This window comes from Arsenophonus sp. aPb, assembly GCF_029873475.1.
In the GTDB taxonomy this organism is placed as follows: Bacteria; Pseudomonadota; Gammaproteobacteria; order Enterobacterales; family Enterobacteriaceae; genus Arsenophonus.
This window is the reverse complement of sequence record NZ_CP123499.1, coordinates 973753-988350: the sequence shown is the minus strand read 5'-3', so window position 1 is coordinate 988350 and position 14598 is coordinate 973753. Positions and strand designations below refer to the sequence as shown.

At 39.3% G+C, this 14598-nt stretch carries 13 protein-coding genes; all 13 read left to right on the top strand.

The window, feature by feature from the left end; translation table 11 throughout:
• Positions 1–75: 75 nt before the first annotated feature.
• Complete coding sequence (miaB, locus tag QE177_RS04190; RefSeq protein ID WP_280551461.1) at positions 76–1506, top strand: tRNA (N6-isopentenyl adenosine(37)-C2)-methylthiotransferase MiaB; 1431 nt, start codon at positions 76–78, stop codon at positions 1504–1506.
• 19 nt (positions 1507–1525) lie between these two features.
• Entirely contained in the window at positions 1526–2578 is a 1053-nt protein-coding gene (locus tag QE177_RS04185) for a PhoH family protein (protein WP_280551460.1), read from the top strand.
• A gap of 16 nt (positions 2579–2594) precedes the next feature.
• Positions 2595–3062 (top strand): rRNA maturation RNase YbeY, encoded by a 468-nt coding sequence (ybeY, locus tag QE177_RS04180; protein ID WP_280551459.1) that lies wholly within the window; start codon positions 2595–2597, stop codon positions 3060–3062.
• Between the two features lie 71 nt (positions 3063–3133).
• Positions 3134–4012, top strand: a complete 879-nt coding sequence (corC, locus tag QE177_RS04175) for a CNNM family magnesium/cobalt transport protein CorC (protein ID WP_280551458.1) — start codon at positions 3134–3136, stop codon at positions 4010–4012.
• A gap of 14 nt (positions 4013–4026) precedes the next feature.
• Complete coding sequence (gene lnt, locus QE177_RS04170) at positions 4027–5550, top strand: apolipoprotein N-acyltransferase (RefSeq protein WP_348519926.1); 1524 nt, start codon at positions 4027–4029, stop codon at positions 5548–5550.
• Between the two features lie 189 nt (positions 5551–5739).
• Positions 5740–6465 carry an amino acid ABC transporter ATP-binding protein gene (locus QE177_RS04165; protein ID WP_280551456.1) on the top strand — a complete coding sequence of 242 codons (726 nt, stop codon included), beginning with the start codon at positions 5740–5742 and terminating at the stop codon, positions 6463–6465.
• A gap of 272 nt (positions 6466–6737) precedes the next feature.
• Positions 6738–9320 (top strand): leucine--tRNA ligase, encoded by a 2583-nt coding sequence (leuS, locus tag QE177_RS04160; protein WP_280551455.1) that lies wholly within the window; start codon positions 6738–6740, stop codon positions 9318–9320.
• A gap of 17 nt (positions 9321–9337) precedes the next feature.
• Positions 9338–9889, top strand: coding sequence for an LPS assembly lipoprotein LptE (gene lptE, locus QE177_RS04155; protein WP_280551454.1), 552 nt, complete (start codon positions 9338–9340; stop codon positions 9887–9889).
• Positions 9886–10926, top strand: a complete 1041-nt coding sequence (gene holA, locus QE177_RS04150; RefSeq protein WP_280551453.1) for a DNA polymerase III subunit delta — start codon at positions 9886–9888, stop codon at positions 10924–10926. The genes lptE and holA overlap by 4 nt, the downstream gene beginning before the upstream one ends.
• The gene (gene nadD, locus QE177_RS04145) at positions 10910–11590 is read left to right on the top strand and encodes a nicotinate-nucleotide adenylyltransferase (RefSeq protein ID WP_280551452.1); all 681 of its coding nucleotides are present in this window, start codon (positions 10910–10912) and stop codon (positions 11588–11590) included. The genes holA and nadD overlap by 17 nt, the downstream gene beginning before the upstream one ends.
• 278 nt (positions 11591–11868) lie before the next feature.
• Entirely contained in the window at positions 11869–12186 is a 318-nt protein-coding gene (gene rsfS, locus QE177_RS04140; protein ID WP_280551451.1) for a ribosome silencing factor, read from the top strand.
• Between the two features lie 2 nt (positions 12187–12188).
• A complete protein-coding gene (rlmH, locus tag QE177_RS04135) occupies positions 12189–12659 on the top strand; it encodes a 23S rRNA (pseudouridine(1915)-N(3))-methyltransferase RlmH (protein WP_280551450.1) in 471 nt (156 codons plus the stop codon).
• A gap of 22 nt (positions 12660–12681) precedes the next feature.
• Positions 12682–14595, top strand: a complete 1914-nt coding sequence (mrdA, locus tag QE177_RS04130) for a peptidoglycan DD-transpeptidase MrdA (protein WP_280551449.1) — start codon at positions 12682–12684, stop codon at positions 14593–14595.
• Positions 14596–14598: the final 3 nt, after the last annotated feature.

Here is a 14598-nt window from a genome sequence, read left to right as displayed (position 1 = left end):
ATCAAAATTTTCTAATTTAATACATAATGTTTTCAGTATGACAGATTTTGCTGCTGAAAACTTCGGATAGACAAAATGTTGACGAATAAAAAACTATACATTAAAACCTGGGGTTGCCAAATGAATGAATATGATTCATCGAAAATGGCTGACCTGCTCAACAGCACCCATGGATATCAATTAACAGAAATTGCCGAAGAAGCCGATATTCTACTACTAAATACCTGCTCAATTCGTGAAAAAGCGCAAGAAAAAGTATTTCATCAATTAGGGCGCTGGAAAAATCTAAAAGAGCTTAATCCTGATATTATTATTGGTGTTGGTGGTTGTGTCGCTTCACAGGAAGGGGATTTCATTCGTCAACGTGCTCCTAGTGTTGACATTATTTTCGGCCCACAAACTTTGCATCGTCTACCAGAGATGATCAATCAAGTTAAGGGGACGCGTAGTCCAATTGTCGACATCAGTTTTCCAGAAATTGAAAAATTTGATCGATTACCGGAACCACGAGCAGAAGGCCCTTCCGCTTATGTTTCCATTATGGAAGGCTGTAATAAATACTGCTCATTTTGTGTCGTGCCTTACACACGGGGTGAGGAGGTAAGCCGACCATGTGATGATGTGTTATTTGAAATCGCACAATTAGCCGCGCAAGGAGTACGTGAAATTCACTTATTGGGTCAAAATGTCAATGCCTATCGTGGAGCAACTTTTGACGGTGCCATTTGTTCATTTGCAGAATTATTGCGTCTGGTTGCCGCCATTGATGGCGTTGATCGCATCCGTTTTACCACCAGTCATCCGATTGAGTTTACCGACGATATTATTGCTGTCTATGAAGATACCCCTGAAGTTGTTAGCTTCTTGCATCTGCCGGTTCAAAGTGGCTCAGATCGTATTTTGACAATGATGAAAAGATCACATACGGCCCTTGAGTATAAAAGTATTATCCGTAAATTACGTAAAGCACGACCTGATATCCTCATCAGTTCAGATTTCATTGTTGGTTTTCCTGGTGAAACCGAAGATGATTTTCAAAAAACCATGCAACTTATTGCTGATGTTAATTTTGATATGAGTTTTAGTTTTATCTACTCACCACGCCCTGGTACGCCTGCCGCTGATTTGCCTGACGATGTGAGTGAAGATGAAAAAAAACAACGCCTCTATCTACTTCAGCAACGCATTAATCAACAAGCAATGAATTATAGCCGAACAATGTTGGGTAGCATTCAACGTATTCTGGTTGAAGGCCCTTCGCGTAAAAATATCATGGAACTTTCTGGCCGTGCCGAAAATAATCGGGTGGTAAACTTCGAAGGGACACAAAATATGATCGGAAAGTTTGTCGATGTCGAAATTGTCGATGTCTATGCCAATTCTTTGCGCGGTAAAGTAGTGAAAACTGAAGATAGCATGGCGTTAAGGAGCCAACAATCACCCGAATCGGTTATTGCTCGGACACGTAAAGAAGACGATCTTGGTGTAGCAAATTACCAACCTTAATATTAAATAGAGAGACTCAGTGACCCCAAAAGATAATCCACAAATTGCCACTAGCGAAATATTTTTAGAGCCGGCTGATAATCAACGGTTAATCAGCCTCTGTGGGCCGTTCGATGATAATATAAAGCAGCTGGAGCGCAGACTCGGTATTGAAATCAATCGTCGAAATAACCGTTTCAAATTGATTGGCAAACCACTTAATATCAACGCAGCTAGCAATATTTTACGCCGCCTATATGTTGATACAGCGCCTATACGTGGCATTATCCCTGATATTGTCCCTGAACAAATCCACCTATCTATCATGGAAAGTCAATTTGTTGAACAATCAGTTGAAAATGTTGGTAGTTACAACAAATTCATCAACATTAAAACCAAACGAGGCATTATCAAACCACGCACGTCGAATCAGGCGCAATATATTGCTAATATGCTTAGCCATGACATCACTTTCGGCATTGGTCCTGCCGGAACAGGTAAAACCTATCTCGCCGTTGCAGCTGCTGTTGATGCTTTAGAACGTCAAGAAATACGTCGTATTCTACTTACTCGCCCCGCTGTTGAGGCCGGCGAAAAACTTGGTTTTCTACCAGGTGATCTCAGTCAGAAAGTTGATCCTTATTTACGGCCTCTTTATGATGCCTTATTTGAAATGCTTGGTTTTGAAAAAGTAGAAAAATTGATTGAGCGCAATGTGATTGAAGTAGCACCATTAGCCTATATGCGAGGTCGTACTCTGAATGATGCTTTTATCATTTTGGATGAAAGCCAGAATACCACGATTGAACAGATGAAAATGTTTCTGACCCGCATTGGGTTTAACTCTAAAACCGTAATCACTGGAGATGTAACCCAAATTGATCTGCCACGCGGTCATAAATCAGGTTTACGCCATGCAATTGAAGTACTTTCTGAAGTTAAAGAACTTAGCTTTAATTTCTTTCATAGTGATGATGTAGTACGTCATCCTATAGTAGCAAAAGTGGTTATTGCCTACGAAAATTGGGAAGCAAAAGAACAAGAACGCAAACAGTTACTTCGTCAACAAAAAGAGCCTTCAGGCGCTCTATAAAAAGGGAGATATTAGCTTGCAATCAGTTATTCTTGATCTCCAGCTGGCCTGTAGCGATCATCATGGCTTACCCGATGAAACGACATTCCAACATTGGCTTGAGGCTTTTCTGCCACAATTTCAAGCTGAAAGTGAAGTTACAATTCGTATTGTCGATATCGCAGAAAGCCAATATTTAAATCTGACTTATCGAGGCAAAGATAAGCCAACAAATGTGCTATCCTTTCCATTTGAGGCATTAGACAATATTACATTACCCTTACTCGGCGATCTGGTTATTTGTCGTCAAATAGTTGAAAAAGAAGCTATTGAACAACACAAAACCTTAGATGCTCACTGGGCGCATATGGTAATACATGGTTGTCTTCATCTACTAGGCTATGATCATCAAAATGACTTTGAAGCAGAAGAAATGGAGACAATAGAAACTGAAATTATGCAAAAATTAGGTTATCCTGATCCCTATCAGCATGAAAAAGCTTAATCATAATGCTACTTTTATGCTAAACAATGTATGATACGATTAACTACCTAGAGAAATATTAATAAAACGCCATGAGCGACGACCATCCTACAAACAATGACAATCATCACTCGAAAAAGAGTTTTTTCGGGCGCCTAAATCAATTATTTCACGGTGAACCCAAAAATCGTGATGACTTAGTTGAACTAATTCGTGATTCAGAGCAAAAAGATGTTATTGATCCTGATACCAGAGAAATGCTTGAAGGTGTCATGAATATTTCTGACGAACGTGTTCGGGATATCATGATCCCACGCTCGCAGATAGTAACCTTAAAACGAAATCAATCGTTAGATGAATGCCTTGATGTAATTATCGACTCAGCACATTCTCGTTTTCCAGTAATTAGTGAAGATAAAGATCATATTGAAGGTCTATTAATGGCGAAAGATTTACTGCCATTTATGCGTACTGATGCTGAACCTTTCAATATCGATAAAGTATTACGTCCTGCTGTTGTTGTACCTGAAAGTAAACGTGTTGATCTATTATTAAAAGAGTTCCGTTCACAACGTTATCACATGGCAATTGTCATCGATGAATTTGGTGGCGTTTCCGGCTTAGTTACCATCGAAGATATTCTTGAATTAATTGTTGGTGAGATTGAAGACGAATATGATGATGAAGATGACATTGATATTCGCCAACTAAGTAAACATGCTTACTCTGTTCGTGCGTTAACCCAAATTGATGATTTCAACAAAGCATTTGGCACGCGTTTTAACGATGAAGAAGTTGATACCATTGGTGGTTTGGTGATGCAAGCATTCGGCCATTTGCCTGCCCGAGGTGAAATCATCACAATTGATGGTTATATCTTTAAAATTACCATGGCTGATAGCCGCAAAATCATTCAAGTTCAGGTAAAAATTCCTGATCAAGCACCTATCCCAAATCTTGTAGAAGAATAGCATTAATGAAAAAAATGCCACTCTATCAGCGTCAGTGGTTACGAGCCTTAATCGCGTTAATTTTCGGGCTCTGCGGAACACTGGCATTTTCACCTTTTGATTTTTGGTTAGCCGCTCTTTTTTCTCTTTTTGGCTTACAACTGTTAATTGTTAATCGTTCAAGCAAACAAGCTGGTTTGATAGCATTTTGTTGGGGTATTGGTTTATTTGGCAGTGGTATTAACTGGGTTTATGTGAGTATTGCCGAGTTTGGCGGTATGCCATTGCTGGTTAATGTCTTTTTAGTCATCTTACTGGCAGCTTATTTATCATTCTATCCCGCGCTATTTGCTTATCTACTCAATCGATTCTTTCCAAACCTTAATATTGCACGCTTTATTTTTGCCGCGCCAGCAATATGGCAAATAACTGAATATTTACGTGGCTGGATATTAACTGGTTTTCCTTGGTTGCAATTTGGTTATAGTCAAATCGATGGGCCACTCAAAGGCATTGCACCGATATTTGGCGTTGAGATGATAACTTTGCTAATGCTGATTATTAGTAGTTGTTTGGTTTTTGCTTGCGTAAAACGCCGAGTTATTCCGCTAATCACGGCCGTGATCTTATTATTTTTACCGTTAGTAATTAAAAATTATCACTGGTTTACACCGGATGCAGAAAAAAAATCACAAATTGTTTTAGTTCAAGGTAACATTCCGCAAAGCTTAAAATGGCAACCAGGATTTCTCGAACAAACCATTAGCACCTACCTTGATCTCTCCAGACCTTATTTTGGCAACGCTAATATCATTATTTGGCCCGAATCGGCTATACCCTCGATCGAATTAGATAATAACATTTGGCTAACCTCATTAGATAAACTACTACGCTTACAAAATACTCGCTTAATTACTGGCATTGTTGATGCCAAACCAAGCAAACAAGGCGTAAGTGATTTTTTTAATAGTATTATTGTGCTGGGAGAAAATAAACCTTATCAATATCCAACCAGTAACCGTTATCAAAAACACCACCTAGTGCCTTTTGGTGAATTTGTGCCATTAGAAAATATTCTTCGACCCATTGCCCCTTTATTCAATTTACCAATGTCAGGTTTTAGTCGTGGTAATTATGAGCAACAGCAATTAACTGCTGGCAATATTCATTTAACTGCCGCTATCTGCTATGAAATTATTTTAGGTAGCCAAGTTAGGGATAACTTTAAATCAAATACCGATTTTCTATTAACAGTTTCAAATGATGCCTGGTTTGGCCATTCTATCGGCCCATGGCAACACTTTCAAATGGCGCGCATGCGTGCGCTTGAGCTTGGCCGACCACTATTGCGAGCCACTAATAACGGTGTTACGGCAGTGATCACAGCCGATGGAGATATTCAGGCAGAACTTCCTCAATTTACTCGCTCAGTATTAAATACCGAGGTAACACCAACATCGGGTCTTACACCTTATGCACGTTGGAGTAACTGGCCTATGTGGGCCTTGGTGACTCTATTTCTTATATGGGCATGCTTTATTAAGCGAAAAGAAGATTAACTAATTTAGCATATATTAATTATCATCATGGATTAAACCACCGATGATACGGTTTTATCTTGCTTATTAATATTTATCATTAAATTAATGTTCTCTTTTATTATAATAATTTATTATTTGTTGAAAAATTTGATTTTTTATTGGTTTATTTAGATTTATGCTGGTCAGTTATCTGAAAAAGGACTATTAATGATTTCTTTAAAAAATGTTTCTAAATGGTATGGACAGTTTCAGGTGCTTTCTGATTGTTCGATGGATGTCAAAAAGGGGGAAGTTGTCGTTATCTGTGGCCCCTCTGGTTCAGGTAAATCAACATTAATAAAAACCATTAATGGTTTAGAGCCAATTCAAAGTGGTGAAATATATATTGATAATATTCATGTTAATGACAAAAAGACCGATTTAGCTAAATTGCGGTCAAAAGTAGGTATGGTATTTCAACATTTTGAACTCTTTCCTCATCTATCAATTATTGAGAATTTAACACTAGCACAAATAAAAGTCTTAAACAGAGATAAAAAAACCGCTGAAAGCACTGCCTTAAAATTATTAGAGCGAGTTGGATTAGCTAACCACACCAATAAATTTCCAGCCCAATTATCAGGTGGGCAACAGCAGCGTGTTGCCATTACTAGAGCACTCTGTATGGATCCCATTGCGATGCTATTTGACGAACCAACCTCCGCATTAGATCCCGAAATGATCAACGAAGTACTTGATGTGATGATAAAGCTTGCTAAAGAAGGAATGACCATGATAGTCGTTACTCACGAAATGGGATTCGCTAAAAAAGTTGCTCATCGAATGATTTTTATGAACGAAGGAAAAATAATTGAGGATAGCAATAAAGACGATTTCTTTACTGCGCCGAAATCAGAACGCGCTAAAGAATTTCTTGCTAAGATCATACATTAATCCAACTATCCGTAATTGGGTGACCAAAACCGTCGCCCAATCAGCTAAATAATAATATTAAAATAGAGTCTAATTCCGGCTAGACGGATAATCTAAAATACTACTCTTTGAAACTAAACAACTTTTGCATATATAAATTTAATTTTGCCTGTCCATTAAATATTCATCAATAGTTGTTGTTAGGGCCAATTATCCGCTATTCTATGCAGATCTAAAATTCACAGTTTTATTCGCGGCCAATGCCGCATTTTCGCCATAGGAACAACGGTGTCATGCAAGAACAATATCGACCAGAAGAGATAGAACAATACGTACAACGTCATTGGGAAGAAAAACAAACATTTAAAGTAATAGAAGATAATAACAAAGAAAAATACTATTGCCTGTCAATGTTACCTTACCCATCTGGTCAACTACATATGGGGCATGTTCGCAACTATACTATTGGTGATGTTATCTCACGTTATCAACGCATGCTAGGCAAAAATGTTCTGCAACCTATCGGCTGGGATGCTTTTGGTTTACCAGCAGAAGGAGCTGCGGTAAAAAATAATACTGCGCCAGCACCATGGACTTATGCCAATATTGAGTACATGAAAAATCAATTAAAAATGCTCGGATTTGGTTATGACTGGAGTCGAGAAGTCACAACTTGTACCCCGGAGTATTATCGTTGGGAGCAATGGTTTTTTACAAAGCTTTATGAGAAAGGTTTGGTTTATAAGAAAACCTCCGCTGTTAACTGGTGTCCAAATGATTTAACGGTCTTAGCTAACGAGCAAGTTATTGATGGTTGCTGCTGGCGTTGCGATACCCCTGTCGAGCGTAAAGAAATTCCTCAATGGTTCATAAAAATTACCGCATATGCTGAAGAGCTTCTCAATGATTTAGATAAACTCGATGGCTGGCCAGAACAAGTTAAAACCATGCAACGTAACTGGATCGGCCGCTCAGAAGGGGTTGAAATTACCTTTGCTCTGGCAGACAAGGATGAAAAACTAACTGTTTATACTACTCGGCCTGATACTTTTATGGGAGTGACTTATCTCGCTATTGCAGCTACTCATCCGCTAGCAAAAGACGCGGCAGAAGAAAATGCTAAACTTAGCGCTTTTATTGATGAATGTCGCAATACCAAAGTTGCTGAAGCAGAAATGGCAACCATGGAGAAAAAAGGTATCGCCACCAATTTGTTCGCAATTCACCCACTAACTAATGAAAAAATTCCGATCTGGATAGCCAATTTTGTGTTAATGGAATATGGTACAGGGGCAGTAATGGCGGTTCCAGGACATGATCAACGTGACTGGGAATTTGCAACCAAATATCATTTACCGATTAAAGCAGTTATTGCTGATAATGAAGGCCAGATCCCTGATCTAAAAACGGGTCCGCTGACTGAAAAAAATGCACTAATCAATTCAGGTGAATTTAGTGGTATGGATAACCAAACAGGCGGCAATGCGATTGCGGATAAACTGGTTGCACAAGGTGCTGCTCAACGCAAAGTTAATTATCGTCTGCGTGACTGGGGCGTTTCTCGCCAACGTTATTGGGGAGCCCCCATCCCAATGGTAACCATGGAAGACGGCTCTGTTATGCCAGTACCAGAAGAACAACTACCCGTCATCTTACCTGAAGATGTCGTGATGAATGGGATCACAAGTCCAATCAAAGCCGATCCACAATGGGCCAAAACCGACATCAATGGTCATGCGGCATTACGTGAAACCGATACCTTTGATACCTTTATGGAGTCATCCTGGTATTATGCTCGTTATACCTGTCCTAATTATGACCAAGGAATGCTAGATCCGGCCGCGGCCAATTATTGGTTGCCCGTTGATCAATATATCGGTGGTATTGAGCATGCCATTATGCATCTATTGTACTTTCGTTTTTTCCATAAATTAATGCGAGATGCTGGCTTAGTAAATTCAGATGAGCCGGCTAAACGCCTGTTATGTCAAGGAATGGTATTAGCAGATGCTTTTTATTACTTAGGTGAAAATGGACAACGAGTTTGGGTGTCACCCGTTGATACAACGGTTGAACGCGATGAAAAAGGTAAGATTGTCAAAGCAATCGATCAACATGGACATCAACTCTTCTATACCGGAATGAGTAAAATGTCCAAATCAAAAAATAACGGCATCGATCCACAATTAATGGTAGAAAAATATGGAGCTGATACGGTCCGCCTATTTATGATGTTTGCCGCTCCACCGGAACTAACTTTAGAATGGCAAGAATCCAGTGTAGAAGGTGCTAATCGTTTTGTTCGTCGTCTCTGGCGCACCGTTTTTGAACATACACAAAAAGGTAAAACAGCGCCATTAGATAGCAGCAGCCTCACGCCAGAGCAGAAAAACCTTCGGCGTGAGCTACATAAAACCATCGCTAAAGTGACTGATGATATCGGCCGCCGTTATGCATTTAATACTGCGATTGCCGCTATTATGGAATTCATGAATAAACTGACGCGTGCCTCTCATGACAGTGAGCAGGATCGTGCGTTACTCCAAGAATCTTTAGAGGCTATCGTGCGGATGCTGTCACCTATTATTCCTCATGCCTGCTTTATGATGTGGAAAGCACTGGGTCACCAGGAAGATATCGATAATGCGCCTTGGCCGGTTGCTGACGAACAAGCCAAAATAGACGATACTAAATTAATCATTATTCAAGTCAATGGTAAAGTTCGTGGACGTATTACTGTCGATATCAATGCATCACAAGATTCTGTTTTAGCTTTGGCAATGCAAGAATATGGTGTAGCAAAATATCTTGAAGGTATGAACATCCGTAAGGTAATTTATGTGCCAGGCAAGCTGTTAAACCTTGTTGTTGGCTAATTTAATAAGGAGAAGATGTGCGTTATTTAATTACCTTATTTCTAAGCTTAGCCGTGTTGATCACGGCTGGTTGTGGATTTCGCTTACAAGGTACGACGCAAGTACCTGAAGAACTAAAAACATTAAGATTAAGTAGCGGCGATCCATACGGCCCGCTGGCGCGCGCAATTAGACAGCAATTACGCCTAAATAATGTCAACTTAATTGATGAAAATTTGCAGAATGTGCCAATTTTAAAAATTGTTGGTTCATCTGAAAACACCACAACCGTTTCCATCTACCAAGATGGTAAAAGTGCAGAAAAACAGTTAAATTTTTGGGTCAGCGCGCAAATTATCCTACCCAACGGCACTGTTTACCCAATCAAAACCCGTGTCGAGCGCGCTTTCTTTGATAATCCGTTAGAAACACTGGCAAAAGACGCCGAAAACGAACTTGTTAAACAAGAAATGCGTGAACAAGCTGCTCGTCAGTTAATTCGTAAATTACTGATCGTTCATAGCTCTATTCAAAATGAACCTGAACAATCCGTTGCTGTTGAAAAAGCGCGAGCGGAAGATTCAGAATGATCCGTCTTTATCCGGAACAACTCACTTCGCAGCTTGCTGATAAGCTGCGAGCTTGTTACCTGATTTTTGGCAATGACCCTTTTTTAGCACAAGAAAGCGTGGACAAAATTTGTCAAGTTGCCAAGCAGCAAGGTTTTACTGAACGCTATAGCTATTCGTTAGATACAAGCACCGACTGGGATACTATTTATCGTCTGAGTCAATCGCTTAGCCTGTTTGCTAGCCGACAAATCCTTATCTTGATATTGCCTGAAAGTGGTCCCACCGCCGTCATAGCAGAAAAGCTGCTTAAGTTGGCTGAATTATTACATCCTGATTTATTACTTATATTACGCGGCGGCAAATTAACTAAAGCACAAGAGAATAGTGCCTGGTACAAAAAAATAGGCCAAGATGGAGTCTATATTAATTGTCTAACACCTGAACAGTCCAGACTGACTCAATGGGTAACGCAACGAGCAAAAGCGATGTCTGTTACCTTAGATAAACAAGCTAATCAGCTTCTTTGCTACAGCTATGAAGGCAACTTACTGGCTCTTAATCAAGCGCTTGAACGTATATCACTATTATATCCTGACGGTAATCTCACCTTACCTCGTGTCAAAGAAGCAGTAAATAATGCCGTTAATTTTACACCTTATCATTGGGTTGATGCGCTACTTGCCGGCAAAATTAAACGCAGTTGGCATATCTTGCAACAATTACAACGCGAAGATTATGAAGCAGTGATTCTATTACGTATAATTCAACGTGAGCTCATATTGCTTTTAACATTAAAACAACAAAGTAACGATAAAGATTTAAAAAAATTATTTGATCAGCATAGAATTTGGCAAGCCCGCCGCCCTCTCATTAATGCTGCACTACAACGCTTACCACTTCACGAACTACAGCATGCAATAGAGTTAATTACCCAAGCTGAATTACATTTAAAACAAGATTATGGTCACTCAATTTGGCCAAAATTAGAAACTTTATCTATGCTATTGTGCGGTAAATCACTGCCCGAGAGTTTTATTAATGACTCAACAAACTAAACAAACAGCTAATTTTCCATCTATTCAAGCACTATTTGGTGGTACCTTTGATCCGATACATTATGGTCATTTACTTCCTGTTGAAGCACTAGCTAAACAAGTTGGTTTACAACAGGTTGTTTTACTTCCTAATCATGTGCCACCTCATCGCCCACAACCTGAAGCAACCGTTCGACAAAGACTGACGATGATAAAATTAGCGATCAAAAATAATCCACTATTTAGTATTGATACCCGTGAACTTAAACGTACAACCCCCTCCTATACCGTTGAAACATTACTCTCTTTCCGGCAACAAATTGGTTGGCAAAAACCTTTAGCTTTTATTATCGGACAAGATTCACTACTGTCGATCGATACCTGGTTTGATTGGCAAAAAATTCTAGATCTTTGTCATTTATTAGTTTGCGCCCGTCCAGGCTATCCCACTTATTTTCCAACTTCACCAATGCAACAATGGCTAACACACCATCAAGTGAATGATCCGGAAATACTCAGCCATAAACCCTGTGGTGCCATATATCTGGCTGATACTCCGTTATTAAATATTTCCGCAACTGAAATTCGTGAACGAAAACGTGATAGAAAAAGTTGTAAAGATATATTGCCACCCGCAGTTTTGCGCTATATTGATAAACATCATCTTTATCAAAATTGCGCATAATTAATCAATAAATATAAAAAATTGACAAAAATTACCTTAAACTATTGTGAGTATATAAGGTGATTGGTACTATCTTGGCGCTTTTTATACTACTGTTGAAAATAAGGCATAATTTCCGATAATTTATCCTAAAACTAATTATAAATATTCAACTGGTTTTACCAAAAATTAGATTAAAATATAGATTATCTTATGCTTGTTTCTTTCAACAAAATTTTATAACTGAATAAAATAAAACATTAATATTTTTTATTTAACTTGAAATGAAAGGTGAACCTTTGCAAGGAACTGAACTCCAACAATTTATTATCGACCAACTGGTCGATACCAAAGCGCAAGATATTGTCACTATTGATGTAAGTGGAAAATCTAGCATTACTGATTGCATGATAATCTGTACTGGAACATCTAATCGCCATCTGACATCAGTTTCCGACAAATTAATTGAAGCATGTCGTAAGACAGGAGTAATTCCTCTTGGCGTTGAAGGACAAGGTGTTTCGGATTGGATCGTTGTTGACTTAGGCGATGCAATTGTTCATATCATGCAAGAAGATAGTCGCCGTATGTATGAACTTGAAAAACTCTGGAGTTGAATTTGAAATTACAACTGATTGCGGTTGGTAGCAAAATGGTTGACTGGATCCAAACAGGTTTTCAAGATTATCTTCATCGTTTTCCAAAAGATATGGCTTTTGAACTCATTGAGATCCCAGCGGGAAAACGCGGGAAAAATGCCGATATCAAACGTATCATCGAGAAAGAAGGAGAACAAATGCTGGCTGCTGTAGGCAAAGGTAACCGCATAATTACCCTGGATATACCAGGCACAAGCTGGACAACTCAACAACTTGCCGCACAATTAAATCAATGGAAACAAGATGGACGTAATATTAGCTTTCTAATTGGTGGCCCAGAAGGTCTTGCTCCTGCCTGTAAAGCAGCAGCAGAGCAAAGTTGGTCACTGTCATCCTTAACTATGCCTCATCCTTTAGTTCGAATATTTGTTGTTGAAAGCCTTTACCGGGCCTGGAGCATTACAACAAATCATCCTTACCATCGGGAATAACATATTTATGTAGGTTATGAGTGTGAATGCGAAGAAAGAAACAAAAAAAAAGAAGCGCACCCCTTTTCGCGATTACACCGCTGAATCTACTCTATTCATTCGTCGGGCGTTAATAGCTTTTATTATCATTGTAATATTAGTCAGTATTTTAATTGCCAATCTTTATCATCTACAAGTGGTTCGCCATGAAGATTACCAAACTCGCTCCAACGATAATCGGATAAAACTGGTGCCTGTTCCACCAAGTAGAGGTATTATTTACGATAGAAATGGTATTCCTCTCGCGTTAAATAGAACATTTTATCAATTAGAGGTCATTCCTGAAAAAGTAACTAATTTAACAGAGATGTTAGCACAATTGCGTGATGTAGTTGATCTCACTGACGACGACATTGCAAACTTCAAAAAAGAGCGTAAACGCTCACGTCGCTTTACCTCTATCCCATTGAAAACCTCACTAGATGAAGTACAAGTTGCACGTTTTGCTGTTAATCAATACCGGTTCCCGGGGATTGAGGTCAAAGGTTACCAACGCCGTTATTATCCTTATGGCTCCGCGCTAACGCATGTTATCGGTTATGTTGCCAAAATTAATGATAAGGATATAGAACGTCTAGAAAGTGACGGTCTACTAAAAAATTACACTGATACCCATGATATTGGTAAATTAGGTATAGAACGGTATTACGAAAATAATTTACATGGCAAAACCGGCTATGAAGAAGTTGAAGTAAATAGTCGGGGAAAAGTTATACGTCAACTTCATGAACAACCACCTCAAGCTGGCAAAGATATTTATCTCACTATCGATCTCAATTTACAAATTGAGATCGAAAAGTTGCTAACCACCAGCCGAGCTGCCGTTGTTGTCACCGATCCCCGCAACGGAGAAGTACTGGCTCTGGTCTCTACCCCCAGCTATGACCCTAATCTATTTGTTAATGGTATCTCTAATAAGGACTACCAAGCTTTATTAAATAATCCCGATCGCCCACTCATTAATAGAACGACCCAGGGATTATATCCACCCGCCTCTACCGTTAAACCGTTTATTGCCGTTGCCGCATTAAGTGAAAATGTTATCACGCCTAACTCCGCTATTTTTGATCCAGGATGGTGGCAGTTACCAAATTCCGAAAAACGTTATCGGGATTGGAAACGATGGGGACATGGTAGATTAAGTGTTGTTAGAGCCATTATCGAATCAGCCGACACCTTTTTCTATCAGGTTGCTTATGATATGGGTATCGATCGTATCTCCGATTGGATGCAGAAATTTGGCTATGGTCACTATACCGGCATTGATCTTGCGGAAGAACGTTCTGGCATTATGCCAACGCGTGAATGGAAACAAAAACGTTACAAAAAACCTTGGTATCAAGGAGACACTATTCCAGTAGGCATTGGCCAAGGTTATTGGACCACAACCCCAATCCAAATGGCAAAAGTATTAATGACATTAATTAATGACGGCGTAGTTAAAATTCCCCACCTGCTTTATGGCACTAAATTAGGTAACGCTATGCTACCCTATGAACAGAAAGATTATATCCAAATCGGCGATATTCATTCAGGCTTTTGGGAATTAGCTAAAGAAGGTATGTATGGTGTTGCTAATGCACCAAACGGTACAGCACGGAGAAGTTTTGCTAATACACCCTATAAAGCCGCTGTCAAATCAGGTACGGCACAGGTATTCAGTTATGAAACCTACAATGCGAGTAAATTGGCTGAGCACCTGCGTGATCATAAATTAATGATTGGATTCGCCCCTTACCAAAATCCAACCGTTTCCGTTGCTATTATTCTGGAAAATGGTGGTGCCGGGCCGGCTGTTGGCGATCTTGTTCGCAATATTTTTGATTATGTATTGCTTGGTAAAAAAACGACATCACAAACGCCCGATACGAATGTATCTCCAGAAGAAGATCAGTAATAT

Excerpts from the sequence above, each read along its gene's own strand:
- nadD (WP_280551452.1), top strand. The coding sequence starts at position 10,910 with ATGACTCAACAAACTAAACAAACAGCTAATTTTCCATCTATTCAAGCA.
- corC (WP_280551458.1), top strand. The coding sequence starts at position 3,134 with ATGAGCGACGACCATCCTACAAACAATGACAATCATCACTCGAAAAAG.
- miaB (WP_280551461.1), top strand. The coding sequence starts at position 76 with ATGTTGACGAATAAAAAACTATACATTAAAACCTGGGGTTGCCAAATG.
- leuS (WP_280551455.1), top strand. The coding sequence starts at position 6,738 with ATGCAAGAACAATATCGACCAGAAGAGATAGAACAATACGTACAACGT.
- lnt (WP_348519926.1), top strand. The coding sequence starts at position 4,027 with ATGCCACTCTATCAGCGTCAGTGGTTACGAGCCTTAATCGCGTTAATT.
- QE177_RS04165 (WP_280551456.1), top strand. The coding sequence starts at position 5,740 with ATGATTTCTTTAAAAAATGTTTCTAAATGGTATGGACAGTTTCAGGTG.
- holA (WP_280551453.1), top strand. The coding sequence starts at position 9,886 with ATGATCCGTCTTTATCCGGAACAACTCACTTCGCAGCTTGCTGATAAG.